The sequence below is a fragment of the Acidovorax sp. Leaf78 genome (assembly GCF_001422735.1).
In the GTDB taxonomy this organism is placed as follows: domain Bacteria; phylum Pseudomonadota; class Gammaproteobacteria; order Burkholderiales; family Burkholderiaceae_C; genus Acidovorax.
In genome coordinates this window covers 344629-363961 of sequence record NZ_LMLZ01000021.1, presented here as the reverse complement: position 1 = coordinate 363961, position 19333 = coordinate 344629, and the positions used below count along the sequence as shown (strand labels likewise).

Annotated in this window: 13 protein-coding genes; 6 read left to right on the top strand and 7 right to left on the bottom strand. The window is 68.5% G+C overall.

Features of this window, described 5'->3' with window-relative positions; genetic code table 11:
• Window positions 1–139 precede the first annotated feature (139 nt).
• The 3 genes from acnB (at window position 140) to sbmA (ending at window position 6660) form a co-directional block, all read left to right on the top strand.
• Window positions 140–2749 (top strand): bifunctional aconitate hydratase 2/2-methylisocitrate dehydratase, encoded by a 2610-nt coding sequence (acnB, locus tag ASF16_RS17690; RefSeq protein WP_056170739.1) that lies wholly within the window; start codon window positions 140–142, stop codon window positions 2747–2749.
• Window positions 2750–2940: 191 nt separating this feature from the next.
• Window positions 2941–5475 carry an ankyrin repeat domain-containing protein gene (locus ASF16_RS17685; protein WP_056170196.1) on the top strand — a complete coding sequence of 845 codons (2535 nt, stop codon included), beginning with the start codon at window positions 2941–2943 and terminating at the stop codon, window positions 5473–5475.
• A 189-nt stretch (window positions 5476–5664) separates the two neighbouring features.
• Window positions 5665–6660: a peptide antibiotic transporter SbmA gene (gene sbmA / locus ASF16_RS17680; protein WP_056170194.1), complete on the top strand. Its 996-nt coding sequence runs from the start codon at window positions 5665–5667 to the stop codon at window positions 6658–6660.
• A gap of 157 nt (window positions 6661–6817) precedes the next feature.
• Here the strand turns inward: sbmA and ASF16_RS17675 are convergent, their stop codons facing one another.
• Window positions 6818–7723, bottom strand: coding sequence for a LysR family transcriptional regulator (locus ASF16_RS17675; RefSeq protein WP_056170191.1), 906 nt, complete (start codon window positions 7721–7723; stop codon window positions 6818–6820).
• A gap of 218 nt (window positions 7724–7941) precedes the next feature.
• Here ASF16_RS17675 and ASF16_RS17670 point away from each other — a divergent pair, with 218 nt between their 5' ends.
• A complete protein-coding gene (locus tag ASF16_RS17670; RefSeq protein ID WP_056170188.1) occupies window positions 7942–8727 on the top strand; it encodes a sulfite exporter TauE/SafE family protein in 786 nt (261 codons plus the stop codon).
• Between the two features lie 177 nt (window positions 8728–8904).
• Here ASF16_RS17670 and ASF16_RS17665 read toward each other — a convergent pair whose 3' ends face one another.
• From ASF16_RS17665 to ASF16_RS17650, 4 genes are all read right to left on the bottom strand, one after another.
• Window positions 8905–11037 (bottom strand): UvrD-helicase domain-containing protein, encoded by a 2133-nt coding sequence (locus ASF16_RS17665; RefSeq protein ID WP_082517009.1) that lies wholly within the window; start codon window positions 11035–11037, stop codon window positions 8905–8907.
• 94 nt (window positions 11038–11131) lie between these two features.
• A complete protein-coding gene (locus ASF16_RS17660; protein ID WP_056170184.1) occupies window positions 11132–12505 on the bottom strand; it encodes an alpha/beta hydrolase in 1374 nt (457 codons plus the stop codon).
• Window positions 12505–14385, bottom strand: coding sequence for a hypothetical protein (locus tag ASF16_RS17655; RefSeq protein ID WP_056170181.1), 1881 nt, complete (start codon window positions 14383–14385; stop codon window positions 12505–12507). Before ASF16_RS17655 ends, ASF16_RS17660 begins: the two co-directional genes overlap by 1 nt.
• A gap of 208 nt (window positions 14386–14593) precedes the next feature.
• Entirely contained in the window at window positions 14594–15274 is a 681-nt protein-coding gene (locus ASF16_RS17650) for a TetR family transcriptional regulator (protein WP_056170180.1), read from the bottom strand.
• Between the two features lie 92 nt (window positions 15275–15366).
• Between ASF16_RS17650 and ASF16_RS17645 the strand changes: the two genes are divergently transcribed.
• Together ASF16_RS17645 and ASF16_RS17640 are read left to right on the top strand one after the other, a co-directional pair.
• The gene (locus ASF16_RS17645; protein WP_056170177.1) at window positions 15367–15813 is read left to right on the top strand and encodes an ankyrin repeat domain-containing protein; all 447 of its coding nucleotides are present in this window, start codon (window positions 15367–15369) and stop codon (window positions 15811–15813) included.
• 161 nt (window positions 15814–15974) lie between these two features.
• Entirely contained in the window at window positions 15975–17048 is a 1074-nt protein-coding gene (locus tag ASF16_RS17640) for a purine nucleoside permease (RefSeq protein ID WP_056170733.1), read from the top strand.
• Between the two features lie 122 nt (window positions 17049–17170).
• Here the strand turns inward: ASF16_RS17640 and ASF16_RS17635 are convergent, their stop codons facing one another.
• Window positions 17171–17833, bottom strand: a complete 663-nt coding sequence (locus ASF16_RS17635) for a response regulator transcription factor (RefSeq protein WP_235507422.1) — start codon at window positions 17831–17833, stop codon at window positions 17171–17173.
• 146 nt (window positions 17834–17979) lie between these two features.
• A complete protein-coding gene (locus tag ASF16_RS17630; RefSeq protein WP_056170174.1) occupies window positions 17980–19332 on the bottom strand; it encodes an ATP-binding protein in 1353 nt (450 codons plus the stop codon).
• Window position 19333 lies beyond the last annotated feature (1 nt).

The following is a 19333-nucleotide window of genomic DNA, read 5'->3' as shown; positions in this document are numbered from 1 at the left end:
GCCAGAGGCTGCCCGCATAACAACCACATAACAACACAGACAGACAGACCGAACTGCGTGCAGCCCGGCTGTGCCGTCGCGATGACGGCGCCAGCCCGCTGCATGCCGCCCCACTTTAGAACGCAACCGGAGAAAAATGATGTTGAAAGCCTACCGTGACCACGTGGCCGAGCGCGCCGCCCTGGGCATCCCGCCGCTGCCGCTGGAAGCCAAGCAAGTGGCCGAACTGATCGAGCTGATCAAGAACCCGCCCGCTGGCGAAGACGCCTTCCTGCTGGACCTGCTCACGCACCGCGTGCCCCCAGGCGTGGACGACGCCGCCAAGGTCAAGGCCAGCTTCCTGGCCGCCGTGGCGCACGGTGACATCCAGGTGGGCCTGGTCTCCAAGTCCAAGGCCACCGAGCTGCTGGGCACCATGGTGGGCGGCTACAACGTGCACCCCCTGATCGAACTGCTGGACGACGCTGAAGTGGCGGGCGTTGCAGCCGATGCGCTCAAGAAGACGCTGCTGATGTTCGACTTCTTCAATGACGTGGCGACCAAGGCCAAGGCCGGCAACGCCAAGGCGCAGGAAGTCATGCAAAGCTGGGCCAACGCCGAGTGGTTCACGTCGCGCCCTGAAGTCGCCAAGAAGATCACCGTCACCGTGTTCAAGGTGCCTGGCGAAACCAACACCGACGACCTGTCGCCCGCACCCGATGCCTGGAGCCGCCCCGACATCCCTCTGCATTACCTGGCCATGCTCAAGAACACCCGTCCCGACGCAGTGTTCAAGCCCGAAGAAGACGGCAAGCGCGGCCCGATGCAGTTCATCGACGACCTGAAGAAGAAGGGCCACCTGGTTGCCTACGTGGGCGACGTGGTGGGCACCGGCTCGTCGCGCAAGTCGGCCACCAACTCCATCGTCTGGGCCACCGGCCAGGACATCCCGTTCGTGCCGAACAAGCGCTTCGGCGGTGTCACGCTGGGTGGCAAGATCGCCCCCATTTTCTTCAACACGCAGGAAGACTCGGGCTCGCTGCCGATCGAAGTGGACGTGTCCAAGCTGGAGATGGGTGACGTCATCGACGTGATGCCCTACGACGGCAAGATCGTCAAGGACGGCGCCACCGTGGTGGAGTTCCAGCTCAAGAGCGACGTGCTGTTCGACGAAGTGCGCGCCGGCGGCCGTATCAACCTCATCATCGGCCGCTCGCTGACGAGCAAGGCCCGCGAATTCCTGGGCCTGCCAGCCTCCACCGTGTTCCGCCTGCCGACGCCACCCGTGGCCACGCAGGCCGGCTTCACGCTGGCGCAGAAGATGGTCGGCCGCGCTGTCGGCCTGCCCGAAGGCCAGGGCGTGCGCCCCGGTACCTACTGCGAACCCAAGATGACCACCGTGGGCTCGCAAGACACCACCGGCCCGATGACGCGCGACGAGCTCAAGGACCTGGCCTGCCTGGGCTTCTCGGCCGACCTCGTGATGCAGTCCTTCTGCCACACGGCCGCCTACCCCAAGCCCGTGGACGTGAAGACCCACCGCGAACTGCCAGCGTTCATCTCCAACCGCGGCGGCGTGGCCCTGCGTCCTGGCGACGGCGTGATCCACAGCTGGCTCAACCGCCTGCTGCTGCCCGATACCGTGGGTACCGGCGGTGACTCGCACACGCGTTTCCCCATCGGCATCTCGTTCCCAGCGGGCTCTGGCCTCGTGGCCTTCGGCGCTGCCACCGGCGTGATGCCGCTGGACATGCCGGAGTCCATCCTGGTGCGCTTCAAGGGCGAAATGCAGCCCGGCGTGACCCTGCGCGACCTGGTGCACGCGATTCCGCTGTACGCCATCAAGCAGGGCCTGCTGACGGTGGCCAAGGCCGGCAAGATCAACGCCTTCTCGGGCCGCGTGCTCGAGATCGAAGGCCTGCCAGACCTGAAGGTCGAACAGGCGTTCGAGCTGTCCGACGCGTCCGCCGAGCGCTCCGCCGCCGGCTGCACGATCAAGCTCAACCCCGAGCCGATCAAGGAATACCTGACGTCCAACATCGTTCTGATGAAGAACATGATCGCCGACGGTTATGCCGACGCCAAGACGCTGCAGCGCCGCATCGAGAAGGTCGAAGCCTGGCTGGCCAAGCCCGACCTGCTCGAAGCCGACAAGGACGCCGAGTACGCCGCCGTGATCGAGATCGACCTGGCCGACATCAAGGAACCCATCGTCTGCTGCCCCAACGATCCGGACGACGCCAAGTTCCTGTCCGAAGTGTCCGGCACCAAGATCGATGAAGCCTTCATCGGCTCGTGCATGACCAACATCGGCCACTTCCGCGCAGCTGCCAAGCTGCTGGGCGGCCAGCGCGACATCCCCGTCAAGCTGTGGGTGGCACCGCCCACCAAGATGGACGAGAGCGAGCTGATCAAGGAAGGCCACTACGCTGCGTTCGGCACGGCCGGTGCGCGCACCGAAATGCCCGGCTGCTCGCTGTGCATGGGCAACCAGGCACAGGTGCGTGAAGGCGCGACGGTGATCTCCACCTCGACCCGCAACTTCCCCAACCGCCTGGGCAAGAACACCAACGTGTACCTCGGCTCTGCCGAGCTGGCTGCCATCGCGTCGCGCCTGGGCTACCTTCCTTCCAAGGAAGAGTACTTGAAGGAAATGGGCGTGATCGACGCCGACAAGGCCAGCGTCTACCGCTACATGAACTTCGACCAGATCGAAGAGTACGCAGAAGCCGCAAAGGCTGCGCCTGCGTCGGCGGCCGTGGCCTGCTGATCCCGCGGCGGCGGCCAGACCGTTGCCTGCCAAGCGGCCCTTCGGGGCCGCTTTTTTTATGGGGGCCCGCGTTGTGGGAGGGGGGCTCGTGACAGTGGTTTGTCGGCAACATGACAGTCACTGATTTGTCATATGTTGGCAGCTAAGCTCGCGGAATAACAACAACCACCACCACGACAAGGGAGGGATTCATGAAAAACACAATGGGGCGCGCAGGGGCGCTGGTGTTCAGCGCGATTTTTGCCGTCGCCTTCGGCCTGGGGGGCTACTTCTTCGGTTTGAAGCCTCTGGCTCAGACACTGTGGACCGCCTGGCAGGTGGGGCAGTGGCAGCAGGTACCCGCGCAGGTGATCAGCGCCGAGCTGAAGCGGCACCCGGGCAGCAAGGGCGGCACGACGTACGAAGTGCAGGCCCGCTACCGCTACGAGTTCAACGGCGCGCGCCACGAGGGAACACGGGTGGGGCTCGATGCGCAGAGCGGGTCCGACAACATCGGCGACTGGCACCAGCAGTGGCACGGCCGGCTGCAGCAGGCGCAGGCCCGCGACCAGCCCATCACGGTACGGGTGAATCCGGACAACCCTGCCCATTCGCTGATCGATTCTTCCATCCGGTGGCGGCTGCAGATTTTTCGCTTGCCGTTTGCTCTGATCTTCACCGCGGTGGGGGTGGTGGCGGCTTGTGTCTTTGTGCTGCTGCTCATCGGTCGCGGCGAGTCGATGGGCCTGGCGCAGCCCGCGCAGGGCGAGCTGCCAGCCAGCGGGCCGGCCCCGCGCAATTCACTGCACGGCACGGCGGTCGGGGCCTGGATTTTCAGCCTGCTGTGGTGCGGCCTGTCGTTCCCCATGGCCGCGCTGCTCTGGTCCGACCGCAATGCGTCGGGCTGGGCCCAGGGGTTCATCGGCGTCTTCGTGCTGGTCGGTGTGCTGATGCTGGGCCTGGCCATCCGCCAGACCCGCATGGTGTGGCGCTACCGGGGCTCGGCGTTCACCTCGTTGCCCCAGCAGCCCCAGGCGGGCCGCTTGGTGGAGGTCACACTCCGGTTGACGCACCGTGCTGCTGCACAGCCCGGCGCCCAGGCCCTGCGCCTGCGCCTGGCGCAGTACCGGGTGGATGAATCGAGCTCCGGCTCGCCCGAGCGGCAGGTCGAAGCGGTGGACGCCCCGGCCTCGCTGCAGCCCATGCCCGACGGCGGCCTGCGGCTGGTCGCACGTTTCGAGGTGCCGCCAGACGCACCCGCCCACGGTGCGCAGCGGGGCCGGGAGCGGGTCGACTGGCGAGTCGAACTGCTGGGGGCCGATGGTTCGGTGGAGCTGTCCTACGACCTGCCCGTCAAGGCCGCCCCCGTGGGTTTTGGCGATTCGGTGCCTGAGGACCGCTTCGACCCCCGCGCAGTGTGGCGGCGAGAGGAGCCCATTGCCCCGCCAGAGGCCGCGCAGATCCCGGGCACCATCCCCGCGTGGCCTGCAGGCGCTGTCCTGCAGGAGTTGCCGCAGGGCGTGCAGATCAGCTTTGAGCAGCAGGCCTGGCGCTGGGGAGCCGGCATCGCGCTGGCGGCGCTGGCCATGGAATGGCTCGTCAATGACCGTATTGGCCTGCATGGCGTGGTGTTGCCCCAGTCGTGGGGCGGGCTGGCCGCGACGGCGGGGCTGCTGGCCGTGGCGCTGCACGCGGCAACGCGCAATTGGGTGACCCGGGTGCAGGACGATGGCGTGGTGGCGCGCTGCAGCTCCTGGATGTGGACCTCCGTGAGATCGGTGGCGGGCGATGCCAGCCAGTCGCTGGTGCACAAGGTCGTGTATGCCACGGGCAGCGGCAGCGCGCAGAACAACCACCATGCGGTGTATGGCCGCAACGCGCAGGGCACGCTGGTGCAGCTCACGCCGGCGCTGAACGGGCCCGATGCTGCGGCCGGCGTGGGCCGGGCCATTGCCAAGGCCTGGCAGGACCGCCGCGGCCGCTTCACGCCGGGCGCCCGGCGTTCGCAGCGCCAGGACGTGTCGCGCCCCGCCTGGGGCTGGTTGTTCATCGGCGCGGTGGTTGTGGCCCTGTGGTGGGCGCCACGCAGTCCCGTGGGCGTCGCCACCATCAACGCAGCCGGCGGTGCCGCGTCGCACCGGACCTGGTCGGGCCCGGACGGCCGGCTGATGGATGCGCAGAACGCCGGCGATGCCGCTGCGCTGGAGCAGGCCCTGCGCGATGGCGCCAACCCGAACCTGCTGGCGGACAACGGGTCTTCCATGTTGATGCTGGCGGCGCACCGGGGGCAGATGGCCCACGTGAACCTGCTGCTCAAGGCCGGCGCGCAGCCGGACCTGCGCCAGACGCAGAAAGACAGCGAGCGGGGCGACACCGCGCTGCTGCGCGCTTTTTGGGGCGGCCATCTGGCCGTGGCGCAGCGGCTGGTGCAGGCCGGTGCCAGCCTGCAAGCCCGCAACCGCTGGGACTGGGGCCCCGTGCACATGGCTGCGCAAAGCGGGTGCGTGCCGTGCCTGCAATGGCTGGCCGACCAGGGTCAGCCGCTGGACGAACCCGCACCCGCCAGCCGCGGCGAGACGCCCGCCATGCTGGCGGCCGCCAAAGGTCGGGTGGCGGTGCTGCGGTGGCTGGAGGGCCGCGGCGTCGACCTGTGGCGCCGCGACCCGCACGGCAAGACGGCCCTGGACTGGGCACGCTTCGGCCAGCAGGCCGACGCCGAGCGCTGGCTCCTGGAGCGCCAGCGCTGACGCGGTGCCCTGCGGCTCGATGCGGCGCGACGCGAGGGGGGCGCCGTGATGGAAATGCGGGCTGACAGAAGGTGCAGGCAGCGAGGCCACGACAGGGACATCGGCCAGAAAGAACCGTGAGCCAGCCACGGAACGTTCGCGCGACGCCGCGATCACATTCCGCAGAACCATAACAACTCGGCATCCACGATGTTCAAGTCCTTCTTTTTCTCTCGCCGGTGGTGGGCCTGGTCGATCCTGGGCTCCATCGTCATCCTGCTGGCCACCTGGTACCGCGTCGAGCTCGACGTGCAGATCAACGACTGGTTCGGCAGCTTCTACGACCTGGTGCAAAAGGGCCTGAGCCAGCCCGGCAGCATCACGATGCAGGAGTTCTGGCGCCAGCTTTCCACCTTCACGCACGTGGCCATGCTGTACGTGACCACGGCGGTGCTGGTGGACTTTTTCTCCAAGCACTACATCTTTCGCTGGCGGCAGGCCATGAACGAGCACTACATGGCCGCCTGGCCCCGGCTGCGCCACATCGAAGGCGCGGCGCAGCGGGTGCAGGAGGACACGATGCGCTTCGCCCGCATCATGGAAGACCTGGGGCTGAGCTTCATGCGCAGCCTGATGACGCTGGCCGCGTTTTTGCCCATCCTGTGGACGCTCTCGGACAAGGTCACGGCGCTGCCGGTGCTGGGTGCCGTGCCGCACTCGTTGGTCTGGGTGGCGCTGCTGTGGTCGCTGGGCGGCACGCTGCTGCTGGCGCTGGTGGGCGTGAAGCTGCCGGGGCTCGAATTCCAGAACCAGCGCGTGGAGGCGGCCTACCGCAAGGAACTGGTGCTGGGCGAGGACGACGCGGCCCGCGCATCCCCGCCCACTGCCGCCGCGTTGTTCCAGGACGTGCGGCGCAACTACTTCCGGCTGTTCTTCCACTACCTGTATTTCGACGTCGTGAAATGGTCCTACCTGCAGGTGAGCGTGCTCGTGCCGCTGGTGGCACTCGGGCCCACGCTGGTGGCCGGTGCCATCACGCTGGGGGTGATGCAGCAGATCGCGCGGGCGTTCGACAAGGTGCTCGAGTCGTTCCAGTTCCTGGTGCTGAACTGGAGCACGGTGGTGGAGCAGATCTCGGTCTACAAGCGCCTGCGCGCCTTCGAGCGGCAGATGACGGCGCCGATGGCAGAGGGGCTGGCGGGCTGAGGCGGCAGATCAGGGCGGGCGCCGGCTGGTAACTGCACCGCGGGCCATTCGTTGGCCTTTCAGTGGTTTGCTATATTTTTAATAGCTGTTGGCGCTTGTCTAGAGCGCGGTAGCGCCTTTTTTTATTCGATATTCGGGCTGCAGCAGCGCCCACTGGTCATTCGCGTGCAGTGGGCGTCGCGCCCGCCACCAGGTGCTGCAGCAGTTGCAGCGCATGCTGCGGCAGCTCGCCGGGGCTGCGGGTGCACAGCACCAGGCTGCGATGGGCCCACCCGTCGGTCAGCCGCAGAGCCTTGATGCCGTGCGCACGGCGGTGCCGTTGGGCGGCGGCCAGGGGCACGATGCCCACTCCGGCGCCCAGCCCCACCAGTTGGCAGACGGCCTCGAAGTGCCGCAGCCGCACCCGAAAGCGCAGCCGCTGGCCCATGCGCTGGGCGTGCCGCGCCACATGGCTTTGCAGTGCGCTGCCTTCGGCCAGGCCGATGAAGTCCAGGTGCGCCGCGTCGGCCAGCGCCAGCCGCGGCGCGCTGGCCAGGGCATGGTGGCGCGGTACGACCAGCACCAGCGGGTCCGGCCGCAGCGCCCAGGTGGCAAGCCCTTGCAGGTCCGCCGCATCCGACGCCACGCCCATGTCGCACAGGCTGGAGCGCACGGCATCTGCCACGTCTTCGCTCGGGGCTTCCTGCACATCGATGGAGATGCGCGGGTGCTGCTGCAGAAAGCCCGCCATCGCCGCCGGCAGAAATTCGCTCAGGGCCGACGAGTTGCACCGCAGGCGCACGTGGCCCGCCAGGCCGTTGCCGTAGTCGCCCAGGTCGCCGCGCAGGTGCTCCATCTGGCGCAGCACCAGCCGTGCGTGGTGCAGCAGCGTGTGGCCCGCCGGCGTGGGCTGCACGCCCCGCTGGGCGCGCACCAGCAGCGGCACGCCCAGCGCGTCTTCCATGCCGCGAATGCGCTCGCTGGCCGATGCCAGCGCCATGTGGCTGCGCTCGGCGCCGCCGGTGATGGTGCCCGCCTCGTGCACGTGCACGAAGAGCCGCAGGTCGGTCAGGTCAAAGCGCATGGGCGCAAAACTACCACAGCCCGCTGCAGCAGGCTTCGGCTGTGCCTGAGGCTGGCTGCGCGGCTTCCGCATTTCCAGGCGCGCCGGTGTTGCGAACAATGCGCCCATGGCCCGCCGCATGGTGCGGGCCGCGGAGTACTGGCGATGCATCAGACGAAACCTGCCGGATACCGGCGTGCGGCGCGCAAGGCCCGGCGCATGCCGGCGGAGCTGCACCCATGACGGGCCTCGGCCTGGGCGCCCACGGCGGAACGTGGCTGGTGGCGATGGCCGCCGTGTTCGTGCTCGCGGGCTGCATCAAGGGCGTGGTGGGCCTGGGGCTGCCCACCGTGTCGATGGCCTTGCTGGCGCTGCTGGTGGTACCGGCCGAGGCGGCGGCGCTGCTCATCGTGCCGTCGCTGGTCACCAACCTCTGGCAGCTGCGCCCCTGGGCCACGCTGTGGCCGCTGCTGCGCCGCCTGGGTGGGATGCAGTGGGGCATCTGCGCGGGCACGTGGCTGGGCGCCTGGCTGCTGGGGGCGCCAGCCGGGGCCTGGTCGCGCGCCTTGCTGGGCGTGGCGCTCATCGCCTACGCGGTGTGGGGACTGCTGGGGGCGCGCCTGCATGTACCGCCCCGGGCGGAGGCCTGGCTGTCGCCCCTGGTGGGCCTGGCCACGGGCGGGGTCACGGCCGCCACCGGCGTGTTCGTGGTGCCCGCCGTGCCCTACCTGCAGGCGATGGGATTGCACCGGGATGCGCTGGTGCAGGCGATGGGCCTGTGCTTTACTGTGTCCACCATGGCGCTTGCGGGTGGGCTGGCGCTCAATGCGAGCTACCCGGTCTCGACCCTGGTGTTGTCCACATGGATGCTGGTGCCCGCGCTGCTGGGCATGGCCCTGGGCACGCGCATCCGCCAGCGCATGTCGGCCGTGTGGTTCAGGCGCTGCCTGATGGTGGGGCTGCTGGCCCTGGGGGTGTACATGGTGGCGGATGTGGTGGCCTGGCACGGCTTTGCATCTCGGTGACGGCGGCTGCCAAGGCTCTCCTGGCGCCGTTGTCGGGTCTTGCCGTCCTTGCAGTACTGTCTGCGACCCAACGCCTGGACAGGACCGCTGCGCTGAGTTTTGCCAGCCGCTGGAAGGGCTCAGGACTGGCGTCGTTGCGGAACCTGGAGAGGCTCCCGGTCTGGCTGCCAACGCGTCTCAGACCGGGCCCGGCAACACCGGTTTGGCCGCGCTCTCCAGCACCCACAGCGCGGCGCGGGCCCGGGTGGTGGCCACGTACAGCATGTTGCGCTCGCGGTAGGCCTCTTGCTGGGGCGCCGGGCCCGGGAAGCGGCCGCGCTCCACAAAGGGCACGGCCACGAAGGTGAACTCGCGGCCCTTGCAGGCATCCACGGTCAGCAGGCGCAGGCTCACGGGTTCGCCCTGCTCGTGCATGGCGATGCTGGCGGTGGCGATCAGCGTGAGGCGGCCCAGAAACTCCGCCACCGGGATCTGCCGCGCCAGCCGGCCCAGGCTTTCCAGGCTGGCCAGGCAGGCGCGCCGCTCGCGGTCCTGGATGGGCGCATCGGCAAAGATGCGCTGCACCAGCGGGTGTTGGCAGAACGCGCCCGCATCGGCCAGCACAGCCGCCTTGTCCGTGGGCTCCAGCGCCATGATGCGCGCGCAGGCATCGGTCAGCTCCGGCGCCGTGGGGGCCAACGCTCCATGCGCAATGAAGCGCCGCATGCGGGCGCTGCTGCTGTGCAGCGTGGCGGCCAGCTTCTGGCCTTCGTCGGCACCGGGCAGGCCTGCCCAGACCGTGGTGTCGAACTGGCCCTGCGCCAGCAGGTCGGTGTCCACCGCATCGGTGCGGGGTGCGCGGCGGCCGTAGTGCAGCAGCCCCTCGATGGCGGCGCCCACGATGCCGGGGGTGAGATGGCGCTCCCCTGCATCGGCATGGGGATGGTCGCCCTCGCTGCCGTGCAGCGCCCACATCAGCGCCAGCGCCAGCGCCACCTCGCGCCGCAGGTAGAACGGGCTCAGGCCCTGGGTGCCGTAGTGCACGCCTTCGTGGCCGAACACCCATTCCAGCAGGATGCTGTCCTGCGGGTTGCGGAGCACCACGTTCAGCGAGCTGTGCTGCGCGTTCTGCGGGCCTGGCCGGCCAGTGTGCACCCGCTGCGCTTTCTGCTCCTGCAGCGCCCCCCAGCCGTTCACGATCTGCGCGTGCAGCTCCACCAGTTGCTGGGCGCAATGTTCGTCGCTGTCATAGGCCAGGTGCAGGAAGGCGTCGGAGCTGCCCGCCACCGGCGCGAACTCCACGCCGAACAAGGGGTTGAGCGCCGCGCAGATGTCGGCGCCGAAGCGGCGCGTGGTGTGGATGTTGAACACTTCGGTGCCCGCGGGCAGGCAGGCCAGGATGTGCTGCATGCCACCGCCGAACACCGAGAACGAGCCTTCGTGGATGTGCTGGTTGAAGTCCCCGGCGCCCACGAAGAAACCGTTGTCGCCCCGCACCAGCGCGCGCAGCACGGTGAGCGCGCCTTCGTCCAGATCGTGCAGCTCGTCGAACAGCACGGCGCTGTAGCGCCCCTGTAGCCCTTCGAAGGGCTGGTCCCAGTCCAGCTCGCCCAACTGGCGACACAGCTCAAACGTGCAGTCGCCCTCGGCGTAGAAACTGGGCTCATGGTTCATGCCCACGCGCATGCGCTCGTACTGGCCGTACAGCCGGTACAGGCCGTAGTCGATGTCCCGGTCTTCGCAAAATGCGCGCAGGGACAAGCCCGAGTCCTGCACGTCCCTGTCCAGCAGCTTCTTCTTGGCCAGCGCCTCGAACGCCAGAAAGGCGTCGACATCCACGCCGTGCGACAGCAAGTCCCCGTCCATACCATCGCTGTCCGCGCTGCGTTCCAGCTCTTGCCGCAGCGCCTGCTGGGCCTGCAGGATCAGAAAGCGCCGGCGCACCGGGTCGTCCAGCGTGTCCACCGGGTCGCCCTGCTCGCGCAGGAGCTGTTCGCACAACTGCTCCATGGTCAGGATCTCCATGCTGCGCGGCACGGCGCCGTGTAGTTGCAGCATGCGGTCGCGGATGGCCGTGACGCCCGCGCGCGAGTACGCCAGCACCAGGATGCGTGCCGGTGTCTTCTGGTCCCCCAGTGCCGCCAGCAGGTTGCAGGCCTTCATGCACAGGGTGGTCGTCTTGCCTGTGCCCGCCAGCGCGCTGATGATCGACGCCGTGGCCTGGGAGTCCAGCACCCGCCGCTGCTCCGCGGTGGCCGTGATCCGGGTGTGGGCCCAGCTGCGTGCGGGAGATGGCGCGGGGGTAGAGGCGGGAGAGCGTGGAGCGGGCATGGAGTCGGTGGGCGGGGCGGGGTGCCATTGTCCTTGACTGGCGGCCGGGCCCTGCGCCGCAAGCCCCTGCCGCGGTGCGGGCCCGCCGCACAGGTCACCGGCAGCCCGCCGCCCGCATGTCCTCCGACGCCACCCGTACGCTGCGGCCCGGCTGGGTGATCGCGCAGCGCGACTGGTAGTAGAACGACAGCCGGTCGCGCACCGGCGTGCCGCCCACCAGGTAGGGCCGGTTGCCCTTTAGGACCGAATCCCCTGCAACCGCCTGGTCGTACATCCCCTGGCTGATGTTGTGCCGGTCGGCCGAGTCGTCGAAGGTTGGGGCTGTGAGCCGCCGGAACGCATCGGCCGCCAGCGCCGGGTCGTGCGCGCCCTTCAGGTAGCGGTCGAACCAGGCCAGGGTGTAGTAGTTGATGACACTCTCGCCATAGCGGCTGGCCGGCCCGCCGAAGAGCGAGAAGTCCAGGTGCGTGCCCGCGCGCAGCACCACCAGCATGGTGTCCATCCCAGCGCTTTTGAGTTCCTGGTAGCCCGGGTCCTTGGGGTGGGGCTCGCCACCACGCCCCCGGCCGCCCTGGGTGTTGACCTTGGCGGGCTCGGGCGCTTCGGTGGTGGGCACCACCTTGAAGTAATAGTCCGCCCCAATGCCCAGCGCCGGCGTGCGCAGGGCCAGGTCGGCCGGTGGGTCCATGCCGATCTTGTCGACCCAGCCGGTCTTTAGCGCGGTAAGGTTGTCCCAGGCCACGATGGCGCCGATGCGCTTGTCTGCCTGGCCGATCAGGCTCGCGGTGCTGCCGCCTTGCGAGTGGCCGGCAATGCCCACCATGCGCACATCCAGCTGGTCCCAGTGCGGGAAGAATGGTGTGCCATCTCCCGCCAGCGGCGCCTTGGGCGTGGCAAACACCCAGTCCACCACGCTTTGCGCATCGGGCCCGTGTGTGCCCATGGGGGCCGTGGTCTCCAGTGCGATGGTCATGTAGCCCGCCTCGGCCAGCACCTGCGCGGCCGAGCGGTGCAACCGCTTGGAGCTGTAGCCCCCGTGCACGATCACCACCGCAGGGTAGGGCGGCTCGAAGGTCTTGAGCCCTGCCGGCATGCCGGTGCAGGTGCCTGCGGCGCAGGGGCGGTAGATCTCCACCGCAATCGGCTTGCCCGATGCGGATGGCGTGCTCGCCTCGGTGTACCGAAAGCGCTTGTCGGCATGGCTGGCCGGGTTGCGGTAGGCGTCGAGCGCGGGCGTCTTGCCCGGGGTGAACAGGGCTGCGGGTTGCTGCGCAAAGTCGTCGATGCGCTGGCGTGCGCAGGCCATGTTGTCGGCATCGCGCTGCTGCCATTCGGCCGAGCCGGGTGCGGGCGATTCGTGCTGCACCGGGCCCAGGCAGTCCAGCGGCTTGGGCTCCGCCGCATGGGCCGTGGCGCCCAGGCTGCCCAGGGCCAGCAGCGCTGCGGTGGCAAGGCAACTGCTGCGCATCACTTGGCACCCCCGGCGCTCGCGTTGCGCTTCATGAAGGCCGCCAGCGGCCGGATCACGTTGTTCGTCGCATCGTCGTCGGCCATCACGATGTCCACGTGCGAATAGCCCTCGCTCATGTGCACCTCGAAGCCGCCCTCCACCCCGCCGTACTGGCGGTTGGCGACCAGCGTGGGCTGGCCGGCGGGCGTGCGCGCCATGCCGGCCTTGCAACTGGCTGCGGCGCAGGGCGCAATCGCCTCGGCAAAGCCGCGCCAGATGCCGGCCACGGGTGTGAGGCCATTGGTGCCGCCAAAAGCGATGACGGGGATGTCGATCTTCTTGGCCTGCGTCTGGTTCACGATGTCGGCGCGGCCACGCCCGCCTAGGGCCACGGGCAGCGACAGGGCGCTGGTGTCCAGCCCCAGGTTGGCGCCGCCGCTGCCCTCGGCATTGGCGAGCAGCAGGCCCGAGCTGGGGTAGTACCAGTCGCTGTAGGTGGTGTTGCCCAGGTACAGCGCGCGCGACAGGCGCTGGAGGTTGGTGGGCTCCACCTCCTTGCCCCAGGCGGGCGGGTTGGCCACCAGCGTGGCCGGCTGCGGGCCGAAGTCTCGGAATGCCGATGGCGGCAGCGGGTCGGTGTTGTCCAGCCAGGTGCGCAGGCCGTCGGCCCGCGCCGGGCCCAGGGCGCCCATCGACACAGAATAGAACACCGTGCGCTGCAGGTTGTCGTCGTCCATGAAGGTGCCAATCGCCGCGCCCGCCGTCACGGGAAAATCGCGCTTGGTGAAGTCCGCCACGCGGCTGTAGACGTTGTTGCCCGCCACGCCCCCCTGGTCCGCCTGTAGCAGTGCTTGCGTGCCGTTGATCGTGCCCTCGAAGGCCATCTGCATGCCCGCGATCTCGGTCGATGCGCTCACGCGCGGCGTGAGGCCCGGGCGCGAGACAAAGCCAGGCTCCGCCCCCGAGGCCACGGCCGCATACAGCCCCCCATCGGCCGCGCGCACCACCGCATCGAGCTGCGCCGCCGTGGGCGCGCTCGTTGCCAGCGCACCGCCCGGCCCCTCGAACAGCACCAGCCCCCGGAGCTTGGCGTAGCCCGGCTGCGCCGGCCCCGTGCCCGAGAGGTTGAAGTCCGTGGCCGCATAGCGCGCCACAAAGCCCGTGCCCGCCGAATGCCCGCCCAAGAAGACATTGCCATTGCGCGCCACCGTGTGCGCCTGCGTCACCACCGCGTCCAGGTCCAGCGAATGCACCTGCGGCGTCCAGTCCGCGAGGAAGGGGATCTCGCGGCTTTCGTGGAACACCGCGCGCCGCGAGAGCTGGGCCGGCAGCGGCAGCCCCAGCTCGCCGCCGTACAGAAAATTCAGGCCCAGCGCCGCATCGCGTTCGCGCTCGGCGATCTGCAGGCCCTCCATGTCCTGCAGCGCCACGGAGCGGCGGTCCACGCCCCACACCTCCACCACCGCCTGGTGGTCGGCCCACATGCGGCGCACCAGGTTCTCGGCCAGGATCAGGTAGCTGTGCGACGCGGCCAGCGTGCCCGGCGTGGCCACCAGCACCGCATCCACCGGCTTGCCCACGTTGGCCGCCAGCCCGTAGCGTGTGTAGCGCACCCGGTTCAGGTCCGGCCCTGCAGCGCCGAACTGCGTGGCCAGCTTGCTGCCCGCCGCCACGGTGACGCCTGCCGTGCCCGGTGTGCGCGCCGCTTTGGCGCGGCTGGCCAGCTCGTGCGTGCTGATGGTGAAATCACCGGTGGTGGTGGCGCCGCCATCCACCAGCGCCTGCCCGCCACCGCCGCAGGCGGTGAGGGCGGTGGCCACGGCCAAGCCCAGCAGGGTGCGGCGCCCGGGCATGCCGGGCAGGGCAGTGGTAGTGGTGTTGGATTGGTTGGTTGTCATCGTTGTTGTCTCCGTGGTGGTGGTTGAAACTGGCATGGAAAAAATGGGCGCAGGCTGACGCTGCAGGTGCGTTGCCCAGGCAACGCACACGCGCAGGTTCATCACAGGGGGTTCAAAGCGGTTAACAAAGCCTCTTTGGCCCGGCGCTTGTGTTGCAGACAGTGCTGCCAGTACGGCAGGGCAGAACAACGGCGCCAGGGAGGCTTTGTTAGCCGCTCAACCCCGCCACCAGGTAGTCGAGGAATTCTTCTTGCTCGCGCGCCTCGTTGCCGGGCATCGACAGGTCCATGGCACCAAAGGGCGAGCGCCGCATGTAGCTGCGGTACGAGATGCCGTAGTACACCGCGTTCATGGTCAGCAGCAGGCGGAACTGGATCGTCTCGCGCCCCACGGCGGGCATCAGCGCCTGCAGCCGCGCCAGCGTCAGCTCCAGCGTGCGGCGGTGCAGGGCGGCCGAGATCTCCTGCCCCTTTTCGCCATAGTCCCACCCCAGCCGCCCGATGAAGTTGACCGCATCGCGCCCCAGCGCGGGCGCGCTCAGCATGGCGATCACAGGGCCGAAGGCGGCCTCCACCACATCGCGCACGGTGTAGGGCTGCGCCTGGCCCTCCAGGGCCTGCAGCCGCGCACAGGCCCGGGGCTCCAGCCACTGCTGCAGATAGCTGGCAATGGCCGCCACCAACTCATCACGCCCACCAAAGTGGTAGTGCAGCGCCGAAGGGTTCTGCGCCCCCGCCGCGATCACGATGCGCCGCAGCGACACCGCATTCATTCCCTCGCGCGCCATAAGCTGCACGGCCTCTTCGATCAGGCGTGTGCGAGTGGCCTGCGGGTCGGTCGGGGAGGGGGCTGGCAGGTCGGTAACGGGCGAGACAAGGGCAGAGTTCATGGGGTGGATAATGCACTTGAATTAATTCATGTGCATTAGGGCTTGCCCTCAATCGATTGCCACCACCTCCAGTTCACCCGGTACGCTTGACCATGGGCCACCTGAACCACAACGACCACGACCAAGACGACGACGCCTGGTTTGAGCGCGAGCGCCTGCACCGCGCCGCCGCCGAAGGCAACTGCGACGAGATGCGCCGCCTGCTGGCCGCGGACAGCCATGCGCTGAGCACCTTCGACGACCTGGGCCGCACCCCGCTGCACTACGCGGTGGAGGGCGACCACTACCGCGCGGCAGAGTGGCTGATCCAGCAGGGCGCAGTCGTCAACGCGCACGACGAGCCCATGATTGGCGAGACGCCGCTTTGCTTGGCCGTGCGGCGCGACTACCCCGAGATGGTGGAGCTGCTGCTCGCCCATGGTGCCGACCCCGACATCACGGGTTGGATGGGCAACACCGCCCGCATGCGTGCAGAACGCCGCCAGGACGAAGACGGCAAGGCGATTGCAGCCCTGCTCCAGCGCTACCGGCCCCGCTGATCCGACACGTCACCAGCACGGCAGCAGTACTGCAACGCCATCGCATCGCGGCGCACAATGGCGCATTTCTTGCGCTGCCGGTGGCCTGCCTGCTGGTTGCCATGCATGTGCACGCCAAACCCGGCGCGGCAACGCTCTCTCTTCTTGCCAAGGTGTCTTCGATGCGCTCCTTCTCCCTTTTCTCGCTCTCCTCCTGCCTCTCTTTCCAACCCACGCGCTGGCTGCTGCCGGTGCTGGCCGCCACCACCCTGGCAGGCTGCGCAAGCGCGCCCCCGTCAGCAACCACCGGCGCCCATGCGGAGGACGCGCCCATCCGCGTCAAAGTCTTCGTCGCCGCCATGTTCGAGATCGGCAAGAACACCGGCGACCGCGCGGGCGAGTTCCAGCACTGGTACGAGCGGTACTGGAAAGACGCCACCCCCATCACCGTGCCCGGCGCCCTGCGCCCCGTGTACTGCAACACCGATGGTGTCTGCGGTGCCGTGCTGGGCATGGGCAAGGTCAACTCGTCATCGTCCATGCAGGCCATCCTGCTGAACCCGAAGTTCGACTTCGCGCAGTCGTACTACGTGATCTCCGGCGTGGCCGGCACGCCGCCGCAGCGCGGCACCATCGCCGATGTGAGCTGGGGCACCTGGCTGGTGGACTACGACCTGGGCCACCGCTGGGCGCCTGAAGAGAACACCCCCGGCGCCCCCACCTTCATGCCGCGCAAGGGCTACGAGGAATACCGCCGCATTCAAATGAACCCACTGCTGGTGGACTGGGCCATGAACCTCACGGTGGACATGCCCCTCAAGGACTCGGACAGCGCCCGCACCTACCGCCTGCGCTACCCCGACACAGCGGCCCGCCGCAGCCCCGCAGTGACCAGTGGCACCCACATGACTGGCGACACGTTCTTCCACGGCCCCGGCATGTCCCGCCAGGCCCAATACATCGCGAAGCTTTACGGCGCCGATGACTATGTCATCACCGAAATGGAAGCTGCCGCCATCTCTCTGGTGGTCAAGCGCACCCACGGCACCGACCGCCTGATGAGCCTGCGCGGCGCGGTCAATTTTGACCAGGGCAACCCGAATGAGACCACGCTGCAGCACCTGGACCCGGCGCCGGGTGAGACGGCAGGGGGCTTTGCCGAGACGGTGGAGAACGTGGCGCTGGTGGGCACGCGGGTGGTGGACCACATCGTGCGGAACTGGGGGCAGTGGCAGGGTGGGGTGCCTGCGCGGTAGGGTCCGTGCCGCCTGTTCTCAACCCACTTGGAAGGACGGGCGATGACCACGAAGTCGCCTTCGATCACTGCTCCGGCGCCGCGACAGACTGGTCCGGACCGGGGAACTTGTAGGCGTCTTGCTCAGCTCACTTGCTGTTTCTCAAGCTTCCGCGCCAACGTCCTGCGGTGCATCCCCAGCCTCCGTGCCGTTTCCGAGATATTGAACCCCGTCTCCGCCAGCACCTCGTGAATGCGTTCCCACTCCAGCGTCTTGAGCGAGCTGGACCGGTTGGTCACGTCCACCTCGGTGTCGCCTGCCTTCAAGCCGAAGGCGGCCTCGATGTCGTCGGTGTTCGATGGCTTGGCCAGATAGTGGCAGGCGCCCAGCTTCACGGCTTCCACGGCGGTGGCGATGCTGGCAAAGCCGGTCAGCACGACGATGAGCATGCCTTCGCTGGCGGCATGCAGCTTCTGTACGCAGGCCAGGCCCGAGGCATCGCCCTTGAGTTTCAGGTCCACCACGGCGTAGCCCGGCGTGTGCTGGGTCAGCACGGCCTCGACCTCGGGCAGGCTGGCGGCCTGCAGGACGCGGTAACCACGCCGCTCGAAGGAGCGGGCCAGCGTGCGCGCAAAGGCCTCGTCGTCTTCCACGATCAGCAGCAGGGGCTTTTCGGTGACTGGCGCCTTGGTGCCCGCGTCCGCGCCGGAGTCAGCCGCGGGTTGGGACGCGGCTGCGCCGTTGCCGGTAGCGAGGTTGACGGTGTTGTCGGTGCTGATGGAGTTGCTGCTTTTGCTGGGTTGCATGGCGGGTCCGGGTGGTTCGTCCTCTCTCTCTATTTCTCTCTTTGTCTGTCTGGGCTGTCTCCGTCGCTGCATTGCGCTCGGCTGGCTGCAGCCGCTTGGCAGGCATTGTCGCCCTGGGGCCTCGACGCTGCGGGGCGCCGCACCGCTCAGCCCGCGGGCCGGTGCGCCTTGGGCAGCACGATGGCCGCCAGGGGCAGGCGGATGCTCACTTGCGCGCCGCCCGCCGCCGCCCGGTTGCGGGCCGACACGCTGCCGCCCAGGGTGCGCGCCACGTTCATCACCAGGTACAGGCCGAGTCCGCTGCCCGGCCGCTGCTTGGTGGACTGGTAGGGCTCGCCCAGGTGGTCCAGCATGCCGGGCGCAAAGCCGGGGCCTGCGTCGTTGACGGTGATGCACAGCGCTGGCGCTTCCGCTGCGTCGTCGCGGGTGATGAGCAGTTCCACCCACTGGGGCGAGGCGTCCCGTGCATTGTCCAGCACATTGAAAACCATCTGCTTCAACGTGGTGTCCGACACCATGGGCGTGTCGTCGCCGAAGTCGTTGTGGTACGAGAACGCCGGGATGGAGCGCGTGGTGCGCCATTCCTCGGCCAGCGCGTCCACGAACTTGCACACGGTGGTCTGCTCCGAATGCTCGCCGCGAGCCTCGCCAGCGGACAGCAGGATGCCGCTCACGATGCCCTTGCAGCGCTGCACTTGGGTGCGCATCTCGTCGATGTCTTCGCGCAGTACCGGGTCGGCCATCAGCTCTGCATCGTGCTGCCAGTCGCCCAGGATCACGGCGAGCGTGGACAGGGGCGTGCCCAGCTCGTGGGCTGCGCCCGAGGCCAGCAGGCCCATGCGCACGATGTGTTCTTCTTCCACCCGGCGGCGGCGCGCGGCGGCCAGGCGGGCGTCGCGCTCGCGCAGGTTCAGGTTGATGCGGGTGATGAACACCACGACCAGGATGGCGTTGAGCACGAAGCACACCAGCAGCCCGATGACGTACAGGCTGGACAGGCCCTGGTGCAGGTCCTGCGGCAGCTCCAGCGGCAGGTGGTAGGTGGCCAGCGCTCCAAAGCACACGGCCGTGATGGCCACCATGGTCCAGATGTAGGCGCCGCGCAGCAGGATGGCGCCCAGGGCGATCTGCAGCAGGTACAAGAAGACGAAAGGGTTGCTGGTGCCGCCGCTCAGGTACAGCTGGGTGGTGAGCACGGCCACGTCCACCAGCAGCGCGAGGAACACCTCCACATTGCGCACCTGCACGCCCATGCGCAGCCGCAGCAGGCTGACCACGTTGAACACGGCCAGGCAGGCCACCACCAGCAGCATCGGCACCAGCGGAATGCTCAGCCGCAGGCTGTGGTGCGCCACCTCGATGGTGAAGATCTGGCCGATGACAGCCATCCAGCGCAGCTGAATGAGCTGCTGCAGGTTCTTGATGCCGGCGGCGGCATCGGCAGCGCGCGGGCTGCTGCGCAGAAGTTCACCGCTTTTGGCGATGCGTTGCAGGGGCATG

Bases quoted from the DNA above. Each gene is read 5' to 3' on its own strand.
- acnB (WP_056170739.1), top strand. From the start codon at position 140: ATGTTGAAAGCCTACCGTGACCACGTGGCCGAGCGCGCCGCCCTGGGC.
- ASF16_RS17685 (WP_056170196.1), top strand. From the start codon at position 2,941: ATGAAAAACACAATGGGGCGCGCAGGGGCGCTGGTGTTCAGCGCGATT.
- sbmA (WP_056170194.1), top strand. From the start codon at position 5,665: ATGTTCAAGTCCTTCTTTTTCTCTCGCCGGTGGTGGGCCTGGTCGATC.
- ASF16_RS17675 (WP_056170191.1), bottom strand. From the start codon at position 7,723: ATGCGCTTTGACCTGACCGACCTGCGGCTCTTCGTGCACGTGCACGAG.
- ASF16_RS17670 (WP_056170188.1), top strand. From the start codon at position 7,942: ATGACGGGCCTCGGCCTGGGCGCCCACGGCGGAACGTGGCTGGTGGCG.
- ASF16_RS17665 (WP_082517009.1), bottom strand. From the start codon at position 11,037: ATGCCCGCTCCACGCTCTCCCGCCTCTACCCCCGCGCCATCTCCCGCA.
- ASF16_RS17660 (WP_056170184.1), bottom strand. From the start codon at position 12,505: ATGCGCAGCAGTTGCCTTGCCACCGCAGCGCTGCTGGCCCTGGGCAGC.
- ASF16_RS17655 (WP_056170181.1), bottom strand. From the start codon at position 14,385: ATGACAACCAACCAATCCAACACCACTACCACTGCCCTGCCCGGCATG.
- ASF16_RS17650 (WP_056170180.1), bottom strand. From the start codon at position 15,274: ATGAACTCTGCCCTTGTCTCGCCCGTTACCGACCTGCCAGCCCCCTCC.
- ASF16_RS17645 (WP_056170177.1), top strand. From the start codon at position 15,367: ATGGGCCACCTGAACCACAACGACCACGACCAAGACGACGACGCCTGG.
- ASF16_RS17640 (WP_056170733.1), top strand. From the start codon at position 15,975: ATGCGCTCCTTCTCCCTTTTCTCGCTCTCCTCCTGCCTCTCTTTCCAA.
- ASF16_RS17635 (WP_235507422.1), bottom strand. From the start codon at position 17,833: ATGCAACCCAGCAAAAGCAGCAACTCCATCAGCACCGACAACACCGTC.
- ASF16_RS17630 (WP_056170174.1), bottom strand. From the start codon at position 19,332: ATGCCCCTGCAACGCATCGCCAAAAGCGGTGAACTTCTGCGCAGCAGC.